General features: G+C 38.4%; 11 protein-coding genes. 7 read left to right on the top strand and 4 right to left on the bottom strand.

Going from position 1 to position 17,144, the window contains the following annotated elements; genetic code table 11:
- The 3 genes from F4V44_RS02040 to F4V44_RS02030 all read left to right on the top strand — a co-directional run.
- A partial coding sequence (locus F4V44_RS02040) for an RNA-guided endonuclease InsQ/TnpB family protein (protein WP_150438316.1) occupies positions 1-1,074 on the top strand: 1,074 nt, incomplete at its 5' end.
- A 163-nt stretch (positions 1,075-1,237) separates the two neighbouring features.
- Positions 1,238-2,173: a dipeptidase gene (locus F4V44_RS02035; RefSeq protein WP_150438328.1), complete on the top strand. Its 936-nt coding sequence runs from the start codon at positions 1,238-1,240 to the stop codon at positions 2,171-2,173.
- Between the two features lie 186 nt (positions 2,174-2,359).
- Positions 2,360-3,721 carry an aspartate kinase gene (locus F4V44_RS02030; protein ID WP_150438315.1) on the top strand — a complete coding sequence of 454 codons (1,362 nt, stop codon included), beginning with the start codon at positions 2,360-2,362 and terminating at the stop codon, positions 3,719-3,721.
- Between the two features lie 122 nt (positions 3,722-3,843).
- Here F4V44_RS02030 and adhE read toward each other — a convergent pair whose 3' ends face one another.
- Both adhE and F4V44_RS02020 read right to left on the bottom strand, forming a co-directional pair.
- Positions 3,844-6,447 carry a bifunctional acetaldehyde-CoA/alcohol dehydrogenase gene (adhE, locus tag F4V44_RS02025; RefSeq protein ID WP_150438314.1) on the bottom strand — a complete coding sequence of 868 codons (2,604 nt, stop codon included), beginning with the start codon at positions 6,445-6,447 and terminating at the stop codon, positions 3,844-3,846.
- Positions 6,448-6,648: 201 nt separating this feature from the next.
- Positions 6,649-7,872: an MFS transporter gene (locus tag F4V44_RS02020; RefSeq protein WP_150438313.1), complete on the bottom strand. Its 1,224-nt coding sequence runs from the start codon at positions 7,870-7,872 to the stop codon at positions 6,649-6,651.
- Between the two features lie 303 nt (positions 7,873-8,175).
- Here F4V44_RS02020 and F4V44_RS02015 point away from each other — a divergent pair, with 303 nt between their 5' ends.
- The 4 genes from F4V44_RS02015 to F4V44_RS02000 all read left to right on the top strand — a co-directional run bounded on the left by F4V44_RS02015 (position 8,176) and on the right by F4V44_RS02000 (position 14,281).
- Positions 8,176-9,918, top strand: a complete 1,743-nt coding sequence (locus F4V44_RS02015; protein WP_150438312.1) for an ABC transporter ATP-binding protein — start codon at positions 8,176-8,178, stop codon at positions 9,916-9,918.
- Positions 9,899-11,710, top strand: a complete 1,812-nt coding sequence (locus F4V44_RS02010) for an ABC transporter ATP-binding protein (RefSeq protein ID WP_150438311.1) — start codon at positions 9,899-9,901, stop codon at positions 11,708-11,710. The genes F4V44_RS02015 and F4V44_RS02010 overlap by 20 nt, the downstream gene beginning before the upstream one ends.
- 203 nt (positions 11,711-11,913) lie before the next feature.
- Entirely contained in the window at positions 11,914-12,597 is a 684-nt protein-coding gene (locus F4V44_RS02005) for a GTP pyrophosphokinase (RefSeq protein WP_317978299.1), read from the top strand.
- A 322-nt stretch (positions 12,598-12,919) separates the two neighbouring features.
- Positions 12,920-14,281 (top strand): alanine/glycine:cation symporter family protein, encoded by a 1,362-nt coding sequence (locus tag F4V44_RS02000; RefSeq protein WP_150438310.1) that lies wholly within the window; start codon positions 12,920-12,922, stop codon positions 14,279-14,281.
- 105 nt (positions 14,282-14,386) lie between these two features.
- Here F4V44_RS02000 and F4V44_RS01995 read toward each other — a convergent pair whose 3' ends face one another.
- Both F4V44_RS01995 and F4V44_RS01990 read right to left on the bottom strand, forming a co-directional pair.
- Positions 14,387-15,670 (bottom strand): dicarboxylate/amino acid:cation symporter, encoded by a 1,284-nt coding sequence (locus tag F4V44_RS01995; RefSeq protein WP_150438309.1) that lies wholly within the window; start codon positions 15,668-15,670, stop codon positions 14,387-14,389.
- A gap of 327 nt (positions 15,671-15,997) precedes the next feature.
- Positions 15,998-17,044 carry a DctP family TRAP transporter solute-binding subunit gene (locus F4V44_RS01990; RefSeq protein WP_150438308.1) on the bottom strand — a complete coding sequence of 349 codons (1,047 nt, stop codon included), beginning with the start codon at positions 17,042-17,044 and terminating at the stop codon, positions 15,998-16,000.
- Positions 17,045-17,144 lie beyond the last annotated feature (100 nt).

Genomic DNA, 17,144 nt, shown 5'->3' with positions numbered 1-17,144 from the left:
TATGTTTACAATTTATATCTTACTACTGCGCAAAAACACTATAAAGACACAGGCAAGCACTTATCAGGCTATGATTTTTCCAAGTGGTTGAATCGTGTTCACACGAAACAAACGGATTTCTGGATTAAAGACGTATCTAGTAAAGCGGTGAAGAAATCCATTATGAACGGAGATCAAGCCTTTAAAAACTTTTTCAAAGGAAGAGCTAAGTTTCCGAAGTTTAAGAAAAAGAAACATCAAGAGGTGAAAGCCTATTTTCCAAAGAATAATCCAACCGATTTGTTCGTGGAGCGTCACCGAATCAAAATCCCTACACTTGGATGGGTTCAATTAAAGGAATACGGCTACATTCCTTCTAACGCAAAGGTTTCCAGTTGTACGGTGTCGCAAAAAGCCAATCGATACTATCTCTCTGTTTTGTGCGAGGTGGAACAAAAACAAGAGGTACAGGTCCCTATTCATGACGGAATCGGGGTTGATTTGGGGGTTACAGACTTTGCTACATGCAGTCATCATGAAACCTTTAAAAATATCAATCAAACACAGAAGGTCAAGAAACTGGAAAAGAATTTAAAAAGGCAGCAAAGGAAACTGAGTCGTAGTTATGAATTAAATAAAAATCGAAAGAGAGGTGAATTCTGCGCTAAAAACAGGCAGAAGCAACTGACAAGAGTGCAAAAACTGCATGCTAGACTAGCCAATATTCGAAAAGAATATGTTAGATTCGTGGTCCATCAGCTGGTGAAAACCAAGCCGGCTTATATCACCATCGAAGATTTAAATGTGAAAGGCATGATGAAAAATCGACATGTATCCAAAGCAGTCGCTGGGCAGCGTTTCTACTATTTTAAAGAATGGCTCACTTCTAAATGTAAGCAGTATGGAATTGAGCTTAGACAAGTCGACCGATTCTATCCATCTTCTAAGCTTTGTTCTTGCTGTGGGCAGAAGAAAGTGAAGTTAAGCTTATCTGAAAGAAACTTTATATGTGATGCTTGTGATACTGAATTGGATCGAGATTTTAATGCCTCTTTAAATCTGAAATATGCAACAGAATATACAGTATTAACCTAATTAATCTGTATATATGTAGGGTGGGCTACATCCGAATTAACGCCTGTGGAGTGTTATACCAACCGTAGTAGCGAATTTTTGGCCAGGCGGAACACGTAGAAGCAGGAAATGGTCTAGCGTAGATAGATGAGTACATTTGTCTATGTTTTTAGTAGCAGTAGAGATGAATATTATAGATCTGCATTGCGATGCATTAATGAAGCTGAGGGATGCAAAAGGAACACTATCCTTTGCCAATGGTGCTGATTTAAATACAAATAAAGAAAGACTAAGAAAGGGAAACGTAAAGGTGCAATGCTTTGCCATTTTTATAGAACCTGATATTCCTTCAGACCTGCAATTTCAGGCTGCTCTTGAACAGATTGACTATTTTTATCGTGAGGTACTAGCGAAGAACCCGGAAATGAAGCAAATGACTAAATGGTCTGACTTTGACCGGCTGAAAGACGGACAAATTGGCGCCATGCTGACACTTGAAGGGGTAGAGGCAATTGGGAATGACATCACGAAGCTTCATATTCTGTATCAGTTAGGTGTGCGTTCGGTAGGTTTAACTTGGAACCATGCGAATCTTGCGGCTGACGGAGCTTTAGAGCCGCGTGCAGGTGGACTGACTGTATTTGGGAAAGAGATTGTCCGGTGGAATAATGAGCATTGTATATTAACTGATGTATCCCATTTATGTGAACGATCTTTTTGGGATGTAATGGAGTTGGCCAAATATCCAATTGCAAGTCATTCCAATTCCCGCAAGCTTTGTGATCATCCTCGAAACTTATCAGATGAACAGGCGAGGGCAATATTTAGAAGTGGAGGTATGATTCATGTTGTCTATTATCCTGATTTTATTAAAGCAGAGGGAGCTCCGGCTACGATTGATGATCTAATTGCCCATATTGATCACTTTTGCTCGTTAGGGGGAAAGAAACAGATTGGATTAGGATCTGATTTTGACGGGATTTCTGTATTTGTTCAGGATTTAGAAGATGCATCCATGCATCCAAACTTGATTGAAAAGCTTCTTCGCTATTTTAAGGAAGAGGATGTCAGAGGATTTGCCTATCAAAATTTTCTTGATCACCGGCCGCAGGATATGTAGCTATTTGGAGAATGTTAGATGGGGGATTATTGGTTATTTTCTTTGAAAAAAGAAAAAAATGTCGAATGTCTCTAATAGGAGTACAAATGTCCTTTCCAAAGAGAAAAAACTATTGCAATTTTGTAAAAAAGGGAGGATAATAAGGAAATAAATTTGACTGAAAATTAGGATATGGGAGATGACGAAATGAAGGTAGTAAAATTTGGCGGAAGCTCATTGGCATCAGGAACTCAGGTTGAAAAAGTGTTTAATATCGTTTTGTCTGATCCTGAAAGAAAAATTGTTGTTGTATCAGCACCTGGAAAACGATATAGCGATGATATTAAAGTGACAGATCAATTAATTTCATTAGGTGAAGCTTGTTTAGCAGGTAAAACAATCGAGGATGAATTAAACGCCATTTTAAAAAGATATTCTCTGATTGCAGAGGAATTACAAGTCTCTTCAGCGGTTATTGATGAAATTGAGCAAAATTTACGGTCAATTATGAGCCAGGATAAAAACAATCCTGTGTTATTTATAGAAGCAATGAAAGCAAGCGGAGAAGACAATAATGCAAAGCTGATTGCAGCTTATTTTCAATCAAAAGATGTAGAAGCACATTATGTCAGTCCAAAAGAAGCTGGACTCTATGTAACAAACGAACCAGGTAATGCTCAAGTACTGCCGGAATCCTATGATAACTTATACCGTTTACGTGAGCGGACAGGTATTTTAATTGTGCCTGGATTCTTTGGTTACAGTAAAGAGGGCGACGTGTTGACCTTCTCGCGCAGCGGTTCCGATATTACAGGTTCCATTTTGGCAAATGGTGTGAAAGCAGATTTGTATGAAAACTTTACAGATGTGGATGCTGTTTACACGGTTAATCCATCAATTGTTAATCATCCAAAAGAAATTCGTGAATTAACTTATCGTGAAATGCGTGAACTTTCCTATGCAGGATTTTCAGTGTTCCATGATGAGGCATTAATCCCTGCTTTCCGTGCTGGTATTCCTGTACAGGTAAAGAATACAAATAATCCTTCTGCACCTGGGACAAAAATTGTGAATAATCGGGCAAATACTAATGGGCCTGTGATTGGTATTGCAAGTGATGATGGTTTCTGCTCCATTTACATTAGCAAGTATTTAATGAACAGAGAAATTGGCTTTGGTCGAAAGCTGCTGCAAATTCTTGAGGAATTTAATTTAAGCTATGAGCATGTTCCTTCAGGAATAGATGATATTACCGTTATTCTTCGTGAAGATCAAATGGACGAAGAGACAGAAAGAGAAGTAATCAAGCGAATCCAAATGGAGCTTCATGCCGATGTAGTGGAAATTGAGCATCATCTTGCATTAATTATGGTTGTTGGTGAAGGGATGCGTCACAATGTCGGTACAACGTCTAGGGCAGCGAAAGCACTTGCCGATGCTGGAATCAATATCGATATGATTAATCAAGGTTCGTCAGAAGTAAGTATGATGTTTGGTGTGAAGGCACACGATGAGAAAAGAGCAGTGCAAGCTTTATACAATGAGTTTTTTGCATCTGTATTAGCATAATGAAAAGGCCTCTTCCTAATATTCGGGAGAGGTCTTTTTGTTTAAAAAAGCTGGTGAGATGATTGAAACATCCCACCGGCCTTTAATGGTTATAAATAGTAATGAATGAATCTTAGTGTGTATTAAACACCTTTATAAGCTTTGCGATAGATTTCAGCAAGCTCTGATACTAGAGGAAGCTTAGGGTTAGCTGTTGTACATTGGTCTTCAAAAGCACGATTAGCTAATAAATCTACCTTGCTTTCAAATTCCTTTTTGTCAATTCCTTGTGATTCGATGCTCATAGGAATATTCATACTTTTAGCTAGGTTAATAATAGCTTGTACTAAGCTTTCAACGCCTTCTTCTGTAGTACGAGCAGGAAGACCTAGGATTCTTGCGATTTCAGCATAGCGCTGATCAGCAATAAAATGCTCATATTTAGGGAATGCAGCAAATTTAGTTGGCCTTGTTGCATTGTAACGAATAACATGCGGCATAAGAATCGTATTCGCACGTCCATGCGGAACATGGAATTCAGCTCCAAGCTTATGAGCTAAGCTGTGGTTAATACCAAGGAATGCGTTTGTAAACGCCATACCAGCGATTGCAGAGGCATTATGCATTTTTTCACGCGCTTCTTCGTCACTTGGATTTGCATATGCTTTTGGCAGGTATTCAAATACTAGTTGAATTGCTTTGATTGCCAGTCCATCAGTGTAATCATTTGCCATAATGGACACATATGCTTCGATAGCATGTGTTAATACGTCCATTCCTGTATCGGCTGTAACACCTTTTGGCAGAGACATAACAAACTGTGGATCAATGATTGCTACATCTGGTGTTAATTCATAATCTGCTAATGGATACTTCATATTGTTCGCTTTATCAGTAATAACAGCAAATGATGTCATTTCGGAACCAGTACCGGAAGTTGTTGGAATCGCAACCATCTTAGCTTTTTTACCAAGGGATGGATATTTAACAATCCGTTTTCTAATATCTAAGAACTTCTGCTTTAAGCCAAAGAAGTCAACATCCCCGTGCTCATAGAACAGCCACATACCTTTAGCAGCATCCATTGCAGAGCCACCGCCCAATGCGATAATGACATCCGGCTCGAAGTTTCTCATCATTTCTGTACCCTTCATAACTGTATCAAGGGAAGGATCTGGTTCAACTTCAGAGAAGATTTGATAATGAACATGGTTAGGATGCTGATCTAAATAATAAGTAACCTTATCTACATACCCAAATTTAACCATAGAAGGGTCCGTTACGATTGCTACCTTTTTAATGCCTTCCATAACAGCTAAATATTGGATTGAGTTTTTATAGAAATAAATCTTTGGAGGAATCTTAAACCATTGCATATTTTTGTTTCTCCTTGCCATGCGCTTGACGTTAATTAAGTGTGTAGTCGTTACGTTAGCAGAAACAGAGTTGCCTCCAAAAGATCCACAACCAAGTGTTAAAGAAGGTACTAATTGATTATAAAGGTCACCAATTGCTCCGTGAGAAGATGGCTGGTTAAGAACAAGACGTCCTGCCTTCATTCTTCTGCCGAATTCATCCTTCGCTGCTTGACTATTTGTATGGAGCACTGCAGTATGGCCAAGTCCGCCGAATTCCAGCATTTCCTCACAGCGCATTAAACCTTCTTCAGTTGAGTTTACTTTATAGCAGGCCAGAACAGGGCTTAATTTTTCACGTGAAAGTGGATGGTCAGGTCCTACACCTGTTAATTCTGCAATCAGAATCTTCGTACCTTCAGCAACTTTTACTCCAGCCATTTTGGCAATATCAACGGCGGATTGTCCAACAATAAATGGATTGACTGCACATGTATTTTCATTAATAACCAAGTTCTCAACTTTTATCTTTTCATCAGCAGATAAGAAATGACAGTTGTTCGCAATCAATTCCTGTTTCACTTGATCATAGATTTCTTTATCAACAATAATTGCTTGTTCTGACGCACAAATCATGCCGTTATCAAACGTCTTAGAGAGAATGACGTCATTTACAGCGCGTTTCACATTTGCTGTTTTCTCAATATAAGCAGGAACGTTTCCTGGACCTACACCGAGTGCGGGCTTTCCGGAACTGTATGCGGATTTAACCATTCCTCCTCCACCTGTTGCTAAAATTAAAGAAACTCCAGGATGATGCATGAGCTGTGTCGTTGCTTCTAAAGATGGGCTTTCAATCCATTGAATACAGTTTTCCGGTGCGCCGGCTTTTACAGCTGCATCTCTTAAAATTCTAGCAGATTCACTAGAGCATTTTTGTGCGGATGGATGGAAAGCAAAAATGATCGGGTTACGCGCCTTAATTGAGATTAGAGATTTAAACATTGTTGTAGAAGTTGGGTTTGTTACAGGTGTCATTGCACATATAACTCCGACCGGCTCAGCAATTTCTACAACGCCTGCCAGCTCGTCCTCATTAATTACTCCAACAGTCTTGTAATTTTTAATTGTATTCCATATGTACTCAGTACCAAAAATATTTTTGATGATTTTATCTTCATAAACACCGCGTTGCGTTTCTTCAACTGCCAGCTTAGCTAATGGCATATGGGCGTCGATACCTGCAAGTGCCATTTCATGAACGATATTGTCAATCTGTTCTTGGTTGAAATGTTTAAACTGTTTTAAAGCTTCCTGGGCGTTTGATACTAGAGTGTCAATCATTTTAGTGACTGCCATTTCTTTTGTTAACTCTTTTTCCTTGATAGCCATGATAAAACCCCCTAATTATTAGATGCTTTATGAAGAGTAGTAATATTTGGTACAGTTTCATTATAAATGAAAGGGCTTACAAGATGTCTGTCTGATTTGTGGATTAATTAGAATAATTGAAACCTATGTCACAGTTTAAAAGATGCTTTCGGCACAAAAAGAGAGACCGATTAAGTTCCTCAGTCTCCCGAATTTGTAAGTTCAGCTCGCTCTAACAGATGGTTTCATTGCTTTTGCTTGTTTGCGGATAGCGGCTAATAAGATAAATCCGCATATAAGCAGTAAAACACTTGTTGTAACAAAAACAGATGAGAAACCATAATAGCCTGAGATAATTCCCCCTATGGAAGGTCCAATCATATTACCTAGAAATTGGAGGCTTGTGTTATAACCAAGCACTTCTCCCTGCATGGCAATCGGTGCTTCCCGGCGTATGTAGGCGACTCTTAACGGAATCAGTCCGCCCATTGCTGCTCCAAGCACAAACCGGATAAGCAGAAGCTGCCAATACTCTGTGATAAAGGCACCTGGCAAATAAACAAGGCCTGTAATAAATAAAAGAATAACCAAAAGCTTAATATGACCAAAACTGTCACCGATGCTTCCCCATTTTCTTGCCATGAGTAAATTTCCCAGACCTGTTAAGGAAAAGGCCAATCCTGAGAAAAAGGCTAAATGAGCTGCACCATGCAATTCATTCACAAACAAGGATAGAATTGGCTGAATACTGAAATTAGCAACCTGAATAAGAGTTGATAAAAGCAAAACGGTAATCAGAACAGGATTATGGATAATGTGGCTGAAAACCTCTTTGCTTGAATAGCTCTTTTTTTCTTCGGCTTTTGCTTTTAACTTAAATTCTTTTGTTGTTAAAACTAAAATGACTGAAATAACGATGCTGAAGGAGGTTGTTTGGAAAGTAGCGGCAAAGCCGACAGAATCTGCAAGCAATCCTCCTAAAAGTGGTCCCATTAAACTTCCGGTGATATTACCGGTTTGTAGGGTTCCGAGAACTTGTCCTGCTTTTTCTTTTGGTGTTTGTGTTGAAATATATGCTTGGGACATTGGGATGAAGCCGGTAAAAATTCCTGTGAAAAATCTGAGAACAAACAATTCCCATACAGAAGAAACAAATCCCATTAGAAAGAGGGAGGAAGCTAATCCAAGACCGGAGAAAATAAGGATTTTCTTTCTTCCATAATGATCTCCAATTCTTCCCCAAATAGGTGCAAAAATAAATGCCGTTACAAAGGTGACAGCAAAAGTCCATCCGGCCCAATGCTGTACATATGTTGAAGAGTAGTCTCCGTAAGTTTCAATTAATAATGAAATAAAGGGGAGAACCATTGTCATACTTGCACCGACAAAAAAGTTTGCAAACCACATAATCTTTAGATTACGACTAGCTTGCTTATGTTCTAGCATTCTATAAACACTTCTTTCCTCGAATATTTCGTGAATCTAAATATATACTTACTATCATAGTGTATTAAATAGAAAAAATGAAGAAATTAGTCTCGTTCAGCAGAAATCCTCCGTCGAGCCTTGCAACTTTTTGGCAAGAAATTTCGTCGGAGCAAATTTGATCATTCTAGTAAGATAAAATATTTCAATAATATTCAGAAAGCGTGTATCATCGAGATAAAGTAAAACTTCCATCAGTGGGGTTTCTGTCCGTTAAGAGTAGGATAAATATAGTAAATGGATATCAACTTGAGGAGGCATAACATGACAAGTGTTTTTTCTTTTTTAAAGCCCTATCGAATTCCAGCATTTTTTGCATTGGTCTTAATGCTGATTGAACTAGTGGTAGAGCTTTTGCAGCCATACCTAATGGCGAAAATAATAGATGAAGGAATATTACAAGAGGAGATTTCGACGGTTTTGCTTTGGGGAGGCATTATGATAGTCATTTCTCTTCTATCCTTTATATCCGGGATCACGAACTCCTTCTATGCAGCCCATGTAAGCCAAAGCTATGGCTATGACATCAGAAGAAAACTATATGAAAAGATACAACATTTCTCATTTGCTAATTTGAATCAGTATCCTACTGCTTCTCTTATTACACGCCTTACAAATGATGTGACACAGCTTCAGAATACTATTTTTATGGGGCTGCGAATTATGTTGAGGGCGCCGTTACTTATTGTCGGTGCAATGATTATGGCATTTGTTGTAAATGCCAAGCTCGCGCTTATTCTTATCCTAACGGTTCCATTCGTGTTTCTTTTTCTTGTCTTTGTATTGCAAAAAGGAAGAAAACAGTTTGGAGAGGTTCAGAAAAGGCTCGATAAAGTAAATAGTGTCATGAGGGAAAACTTAACTGCCATGAGATTAATTAAGGCATTTATCCGTGATAAACATGAATCCAAACGTTTTAATCAAGAAAGTTCACGGTTGATGGAGAGAACATCCGATGCCTTAAGATTCATGGAAACCATCATGCCGGTCCTGCTATTCGTCATGAACGTCAGTATACTTGGATTGTTATGGTTTGGTCGTGCTGAGATCAATCAGGGTGGTGTGAAAATAGGAGAGGTTGTTGCCATCATTAACTACGCACTAAGGATTACCTCATCTTTATCCATCTTATCCTTTATTCTTTCTGCGTTTTCACGATTCAGAGCATCAGCCGACAGGGTTTCAGAGATTTTAACAGAACCGATTGATCAACAGGATAGCGAAGGAAAAATAGAAGAGCATGCATCTTTAAATGGGAAAATTGAGTTCCGCCATGTTTCTTTTCAGTATCCTGCAACAGACGTTAAGGTTATTGAAGACCTTTCCTTTGTCATTAATCCAAAGCAAACAGTTGCCGTTCTTGGAGCAACAGGTTCTGGAAAAACATCATTATTTCAGCTTATTCCCCGGTTATATGATGCCGATGAGGGGGAAGTTCTAATAGATAATCAGAATGTAACTGATTATAATATGCACAAGCTTCGAATGCAGATTGGGTATGTCCCGCAGGAATCATTATTGTTTACAGGATCGGTCAAAGAAAATATTCTGTGGGGGAAAACAGACGCTAGGATGGAAGATGTGATCTTAGCTGCAAAGAACGCTCAAATTCATGAAACCATTTGTAAGCTTCCTGAACAATATGAGACAAAGCTGGGGCAGAAAGGAGTGAATCTCTCCGGAGGGCAGAAGCAACGGCTTTCAATTGCCAGAGCTCTTATTAGAAAGCCCAAAATATTATTGCTTGATGACAGTACAAGTGCATTAGATCTTCAAACGGAAAGGAAGCTATTAGAGGCTATTAAGACATATGATGGAACAACACTAATTGTCACACAAAAGGTCAGCACCGCTCTTAATGCCGATGTCGTTTTACTTCTTGAAGATGGAAGGCTGCTTGCAAAAGGAACTCATGAGTCATTATTAGCCACATCACCTCTTTATCAGCAAATCTATCAATCTCAATTGGAGGAAGGGAGGTTAAAAGATGTTCAAGGAGCTAAGTAAACCCTTTCACTATAAAAAACTGGAGCTGAGCATAGAAAACAGTAAGAAATCAAAGCAAAAGGTTTCAATCAATGATTGGAAGAGTACATTAAAGAAACTTTGGGACTATCTAATTGTTCATAAGCGTATATTGCTGCTCGTTATTTTCATGGTCATACTAAGCTCGGGGCTAGGACTGCTTGGCCCATTTCTTTTAGGAAGAGCGATTGACGACTATATTGTTTCAACAAATATGGCAGGACTTATTATCGTATTATTTAGTTTGTTGATTATTTACGCCCTGCATTCCTTATCACTGTGGCTGCAAAATTACTGGATGATTGGAATCGCACAAAAAACAGTCTGGACGATGCGGATGGAGCTTTTTCAACATCTGCATAAGCTGCCTATTTCCTTTTTCGATAAAAAGAAGCACGGAGAATTAATGAGCAGGGTCACCAATGATATTGAAAATGTTAGTTCGACATTAAATAGTTCTTTTATTCAAATCCTCTCAAGTATTCTTACATTAACTGGAACAATACTTGTCATGCTTATCTTAAGTCCTATCTTAACAATGGTTACACTAATTATTGTTCCATTAATGTTTATCGGGATGAGATGGATTACCAATCGAACAGGCAAGCTTTTTAAAGAGCAGCAGCGAAACCTGGGAGAACTGAATGGCTTTATTGAGGAAACAATTTCAGGACAGAAAATCGTTAAAGCCTTTTCACAGGAACAGAAGGTTCTCGAGGATTTTGATGAGAAAAGTGAAAAATTTAAAACAGCAGGGTTCTGGTCGCAGTCTTATTCTGGTTTCATTCCAAAATTGATGAACGTTTTAAATAACCTCAGTTTTGCAATAGTTGCTGCAGTCGGAGGAGTGTTAGCGTTAAGGGGAGATGTCACTATCGGGACAATTGTTATTTTTACCGAGTATGCTAGACAATTTACAAGACCTCTTAATGATCTGGCAAATCAGTTTAATACTCTCTTATCTGCAGTAGCAGGAGCTGAACGTGTCTTTGAAATTCTTGAAATGGATGAGGAGACAACTGATGAGAAGGAGGCGGTTTCACTTTCGAATGTAAAGGGGGAAATCGAATTCCGAAATGTATCTTTTTCTTATGAGGAGGATAGTAAAACAATCCGAAATGTTAGTTTTATCGCTTCAAAAGGGGAAATGATTGCACTTGTCGGTCCAACTGGGGCGGGAAAGTCCACTATTATTAACCTGCTCTCCCGTTTTTACGACGCGCAGAGCGGAAGCATTTGGATTGATGGTCATGAAATAAAAACAGTGACAAGAGAAAGTCTTAGGAAATCAATGGCCTTTGTTCTTCAAGACTCCTATCTCTTTGAGGGGACCATTCGGGAAAATATTCGCTTTGGAAGGTTGGCTGCATCTGATGATGAAGTAATAGAAGCAGCCAAAACAGCTAATGCTCATTCCTTTATCATGAAATTGCCAAATCAATATGATACAGTCCTCAAACAGGATGGGGGAGGAATCAGTCAAGGGCAGAAACAGCTTTTGTCCATTGCCAGGGCAGTATTAGCTAATCCGGTTATATTAATCTTGGATGAGGCTACAAGCAGTATTGACACAGTAACAGAACTGCGGATACAAGAAGCGCTTGGACGTTTGATGAAAGGAAGAACAAGCTTTGTTGTTGCCCATCGCCTTAATACAATAAGAAGAGCAGACCAAATTCTAGTGTTATCAGAAGGTGAAATATTGGAAAGAGGTACGCATGATGAGCTGCTGGCCAGCAGAGGTTTTTATTATGAACTAAATGGTCAACATTAGAGATATTGGGAAGGGACACTCGGGTGAGGGTCCTTTTTTTGCCTTTTGACTGAATGGTCAATATTTAATATACTAATCTAGAAGATATTTCATAAGGGATGCGACATAGTTGAAAACGATTAATTAAATTATTGAAGTATTAAGGCAGCTAGGTGTTAATGCTGAAAAGTGTATAGGAAACCAAAGGAGAGTTATCAACCCTAATGACATCCACAGAAGAACTAATGAAGAAAATTCTTGATGCTGAAAATTTGCAGTCGAATTTACTTGAATGGAAAGAGCAGCTATTTGTTTATAAATTTGCTCTTGAAGAAATCAATACAAAATTGAATATATTGAATGAAGAGTATCAGCATATTCATCATCACAACCCGATTGAACATATGAAATCTAGAATTAAAAGTCCTGCAAGTATCGTGAAGAAGCTAGAGCGAAAAGGATTAGAGGTTACAATTGAGAATGCACTTGAACATATCCAAGATATTGCGGGAGTTCGAATTACTTGTTCTTTTCTTTCCGATATATATACTATGTTTGACGCGATTAGCAGACAAGATGATATCGAAGTGATTCGAGTGAAGGATTATATCAGACAGCCAAAATTAAATGGCTATAAGAGTCTGCACCTAATCGTGAAGGTTCCTGTTTTCCTTTCAAATCAAGTAAAGAAAGTAAAAGTAGAAATACAGATTCGAACCATTGCGATGGACTTTTGGGCAAGTCTGGAGCATAAAATCTATTATAAGTTTGATAAAGAAATACCACAGGAATTACAATTGGAATTAAAACAGGCTGCAGAAGCTGCTCATGATTTAGATGAAAAAATGAAAAAAATCCGCGATGAAGTAGATCTTTATAAAAATAATATAAATGAAAAGCAAGTATAGCCATTGAAAGGGAAAAACGAGTGAAGTCTACTTCATTTGTTTTTCCCTTTTTATATTCTTCCGATATTTCGAAAAATATTGATTGACTGAATATTGCTATTGTTTTATATTTACATTAAACTATAAGGGTTGTTATATAACAAAATGGTGATTTACGCATAAGCCCGTTGCTAGCACTAGAGTAATATCAGTAGACTGAATGTTATGTAAACTAAAAAGGAGGCGGTTGCGATTTTCGAGACTATTAGTTTAAAGATTACTTAGAATATCAGCTATATTTATCTATCAAATTGAATAAAAAATTGAGAGGCTGGTGGTAAAAATGACAGAGTTTTTAACCATGATAAGTAATCTTGTATGGGGTCCTCCAACGCTCATCCTGATTGTAGGAACCGGATTGTATCTTACATTCCGTATTGGTTTTTACCAGTTTAGCAGTTTGCCGTATGCTTTAAAACTGGCTTTTACAAAAAATCAAGACCATACCTCTGAGGGGGATATTTCCCACTTCCAGTCCTTAATGACTGCTTTAGCTGCTACAATTGGTACTGGTAATATAGCCGGGGTTGCTACAGCTGTTGTATTGGGTGGACCTGGAGCTGTATTCTGGATGTGGGTGACAGCGCTTGTGGGGATGGCTACAAAATATTCTGAAGCCATTTTAGCTGTTAAATACCGTGTTGTCGGCGAAAATGGTCAAATGGCCGGCGGACCGATGTATTTTATCGAGAAAGGCTTAGGCTGGAAATGGCTTGCTGTTCTATTTGCCTTGTTTGGTTCTGTAGCTGCCTTTGGAATCGGAAGCTCTGTTCAATCAAACTCTGTAGCTGCTGCTGTAGAATCAAGTTTTGGATTAAATCCTTGGATTACTGGAATTATTTTAACTATATTTACTGCCCTTGTTATACTAGGGGGAATTAAAAGTATTGGTCGAGTAACTTCATATTTTGTACCAATTATGGCTGTTTTTTATGTAGCAGGCGGTTTAGCTATCATTTTAATGAATATAGACATACTTCCATCGGCATTGGGCCTCATTTTTACAGATGCATTTACAGGCCAAGCAGTGGCAGGGGGAGCGATTGGAGCGGTTATTCGCTGGGGGGTAGCTCGCGGTGTATTCTCCAATGAAGCAGGTATGGGTTCAGCACCGATTGCTGCTGCTGCTGCAAAGACAGACCATCCAGGTCGTCAGGCACTTATTTCTATGACAGGTACATTTTTGGATACAATCGTTGTTTGTTCCATTACCGGAATCACTTTAGTTATGGGTGGCCTGTATATTGGAAACGGAGATTTAACAGGGGCTGCTTTAACAACGGAAACCTTTGATGCATTACTTCCTGGAGGCGGTTGGATTGTTACGATTGGTATTATTTTATTTGCTTATTCAACCGTATTAGGATGGGCCTATTATGGAGAGAAATGCTTTGAGTATTTATTTGGAAATAAATCTATTACAGCCTATCGTGTGGTATATACATTAACGGTTTTAGTCGGTGCGGGTATGAATCTTGGTTTAGTTTGGACAATCGCTGATATCTTTAATGCGTTAATGGCTATTCCGAACTTAATTGGACTTATTGCTTTATCAGGAGTTGTCGTAGCATCAACGAAGGAATTCAAAAAAATTAGAGAGCAAGAAAAAGTAGAAAGTCAAAAAGGTACTGATGTAACGTTATAAATATCTTCATATTTGTCATTTATGTATAAACAAAAAGCCTGTAATGATAGTTTGCTACTATCATTACAGGCTTTTTTATTTTGCTTTAGTATAATCTATTCTGAGTTAAATAACGGCTTTTTTCTCTGCTTTTGGCACGCTTCTTTCTTCTATTGATTCCTCTTCAACAGGTACTTGGAATTCATTTTCCATTTTTGAAACAACTACGGTTGCAACCCCGTTACCAATTAGGTTTGTAATGGCTCTTGCTTCAGACATGAATCGGTCCACACCTAGCAGTAAGGCAATGCCTTCTACCGGAATCATTGGGAAGGCAGCTAATGTAGCAGCAAGTGTGATGAAGCCTGAACCGGTAACCCCGGCAGCTCCTTTTGATGTTAACATTAAAATTCCCAATAGAGTGATTTCCTGCCAAATGGAGAGATCAACCCCGTATGCTTGTGCAATAAAAATGGCAGCCATTGATAAATAAATCGCCGTACCATCTAAGTTAAAGGAATATCCTGTTGGAACAACTAACCCAACAACGGATTTTGAACAGCCGTACTTTTCTAATCGTTCCATCATCTTTGGCAGGGCTGATTCAGAGGAAGATGTTCCTAATACAAGAAGAATTTCTTCTTTGATGAAGGCAATAAAATTAAATATATTAAACTTATAGAATTTAGCCACTGCACCTAAGATTAAGACAACAAAAAGGAACATGGTAATATAAACAGAACCCATCAGCTTTCCAAGGGATACAAGTGATCCAAGACCAAAGTTACCAATAGTGTAAGCCATGGCACCGAAGGCAGCCACTGGTGAAAACTTCATGATGATATTAACAATTCCGAAAAATACCTCAGAGATTTTTTCAAAAAAGGTAACAATCGGTGCTGCTTTTTCACCCATTGCGGCCATTGAAACTCCGAATAAAACGGCGAAGAATAGGATTGGCAGCAGTTCGCCGCCGGCTAGAGCTGCAACAGCATTTTCAGGTATGATGCTCATAATAAATGACATCAATCCGTGTTCAGATTCTGCTGCTTGTGAAGTATATTGAGAGACATCTCCGCCCTCAACTGCATTGGTATTAAAGCCTTTTCCCGGCTGGAGAATATTTACAACAAGCAGACCGATAGCAAGGGCGAAGGTACTGATTACTTCAAAATAGAGAAGGGCTTTCCCGCCGATTCTGCCTAACTTCTTAAGATCTCCCATGCTTCCAATTCCGATAACAACTGTAAAGAAGATAATAGGTGCAATCACCATTTTAATTAACCTGATGAAAATATCAGCAAGCACTTTAAGCTTTGCTCCGAATTCAGGGAAAATAAAACCAATGGCAATCCCTAAAATAATCCCAATGACGACCCGAACAGTTAAATTGTTAAGTAACTTTTTCAAACAACATATCCCCCTTTGACATTTTATTTAGTTGCAGCTACAAGCCTTTACTGGGCCTGGCTGCTTCTGCTTTTCTTTATCCCCTTTTTGTGAACGTTCTGTAACTGTTTTCTATATTATCAGACTATTGGAATAAACGATTATTATGGTACTATTGTTCTTTTTGTTCTTTTTGGTCTTTGCCTGTTATAAAACAACAGAAAACACTTAAATATCAATCTCTATGAGAAATGATTGTTTAGTTGTAAAAATATGAAAGCGGTTTAGTGGTAAGGTTGTTGTATAACAAAAAAACGATCCGAAGATGGACCGTTTATGTGAAGTATTTTATTTGCCAGTATTTAATATCTTAGTGATTATGCTATTTGTCACTTGGCCTTCAACTTCTTTATATAATGGTTGAAATTTCTCCATCCAGCGGCTTTTTGCTTCAATAGGGAAATCATAGATGGAAATGCCGGTTTGCCTTTTCATTTCTTCTAACTGACTTTCGTTCATTGTCTTAGATTCATCCATATTCCATATCGTGGTTTCTAACATAGCATCAATGATTTGTAATTGAATATCAGCAGGAATACGATTCCAAAATTTATTGTTTATGATGACACTGTAACCTAAGTAACCATGATTGCTTAGTGTTAAATAGGGCTGGAATTTATAGAGTCCTTTGGAATAGATATTCGAAATGGTGTTTTCCTGTCCGTCAAACTGGTGCCTTTCCAGTGAACTGTATACATCTGTGAAAGAAGCGGTAACCGGTTTGGCACCAAGTAATTGAAATTGTTTTTTTAATACATCGCCGGACATCACCCGGAAGGTAAGATTCTTGAAATCGGCAGGTTCTAGTAAGGGGTGAACACTGCTTGTCATTTGTTTAAAGCCATTACTCCAAAAAGCTAATGCTTTCATATTTTCGTTATCAAGAAAATGAAGAAGTTCTTTTCCAGTCTCCCTCGTAAATACAGCCTTTGCATGGTCATAATCGCGAAAAAGGAAAGGCAGGTCCAAAACTTTCCACTCAGGTACCAGCTCTGTCATGTTGGTATAGCTTGGAGCAATCATCTGTATCTCTCCACGTTTCAGAGCTTCAAGCTCCTCATGGTCTGAATAAAGGATTCCATTAGGATAGACCTCTACTCTTACTCGGCCGTCTGTTTTTTTGCTGACAAGTTCAGCAAATTTCTGCGCTGCAAGCCCTTTAGGGGTATTTTCGGCCACTACATGACTGAACACAATTGTTATTTGGTCTTCTAAGCCTTGCTGTTCTTCATCAATGGTCATTCTCTCTTGAGGGAAGATGGTCTCGGTATCAATTAGAATAAAGACAACTAAACCAATAACGGTAAGCAGGCTGGTAATCACAAAATGCTTCATCCTTTATTCCTCATTTTATTTATATTTTCACAGCGGGAACTGCTCATAATATAATGATATCATTTTTCTTTTCTTTCTGGATGCTGTTGCGTGATATGAT

It is taken from the genome of Niallia endozanthoxylica, from assembly GCF_008710145.1.
Classification (GTDB): Bacteria; Bacillota; Bacilli; order Bacillales; family Cytobacillaceae; genus Bacillus_BD; species Bacillus_BD endozanthoxylica.
The sequence above is the reverse complement of the archived record's forward strand: the minus strand, read 5'-3'. Positions and strand labels throughout refer to the sequence as shown.

Coding starts and splice junctions, on each gene's coding strand:
- F4V44_RS02005 (WP_317978299.1), top strand. CDS start 11,914: ATGACATCCACAGAAGAACTAATGAAGAAAATTCTTGATGCTGAAAAT.
- F4V44_RS02015 (WP_150438312.1), top strand. CDS start 8,176: ATGACAAGTGTTTTTTCTTTTTTAAAGCCCTATCGAATTCCAGCATTT.
- F4V44_RS01990 (WP_150438308.1), bottom strand. CDS start 17,044: ATGAAGCATTTTGTGATTACCAGCCTGCTTACCGTTATTGGTTTAGTT.
- F4V44_RS02030 (WP_150438315.1), top strand. CDS start 2,360: ATGAAGGTAGTAAAATTTGGCGGAAGCTCATTGGCATCAGGAACTCAG.
- F4V44_RS02010 (WP_150438311.1), top strand. CDS start 9,899: ATGTTCAAGGAGCTAAGTAAACCCTTTCACTATAAAAAACTGGAGCTG.
- F4V44_RS02035 (WP_150438328.1), top strand. CDS start 1,238: ATGAATATTATAGATCTGCATTGCGATGCATTAATGAAGCTGAGGGAT.
- F4V44_RS02020 (WP_150438313.1), bottom strand. CDS start 7,872: ATGCTAGAACATAAGCAAGCTAGTCGTAATCTAAAGATTATGTGGTTT.
- adhE (WP_150438314.1), bottom strand. CDS start 6,447: ATGGCTATCAAGGAAAAAGAGTTAACAAAAGAAATGGCAGTCACTAAA.
- F4V44_RS02000 (WP_150438310.1), top strand. CDS start 12,920: ATGACAGAGTTTTTAACCATGATAAGTAATCTTGTATGGGGTCCTCCA.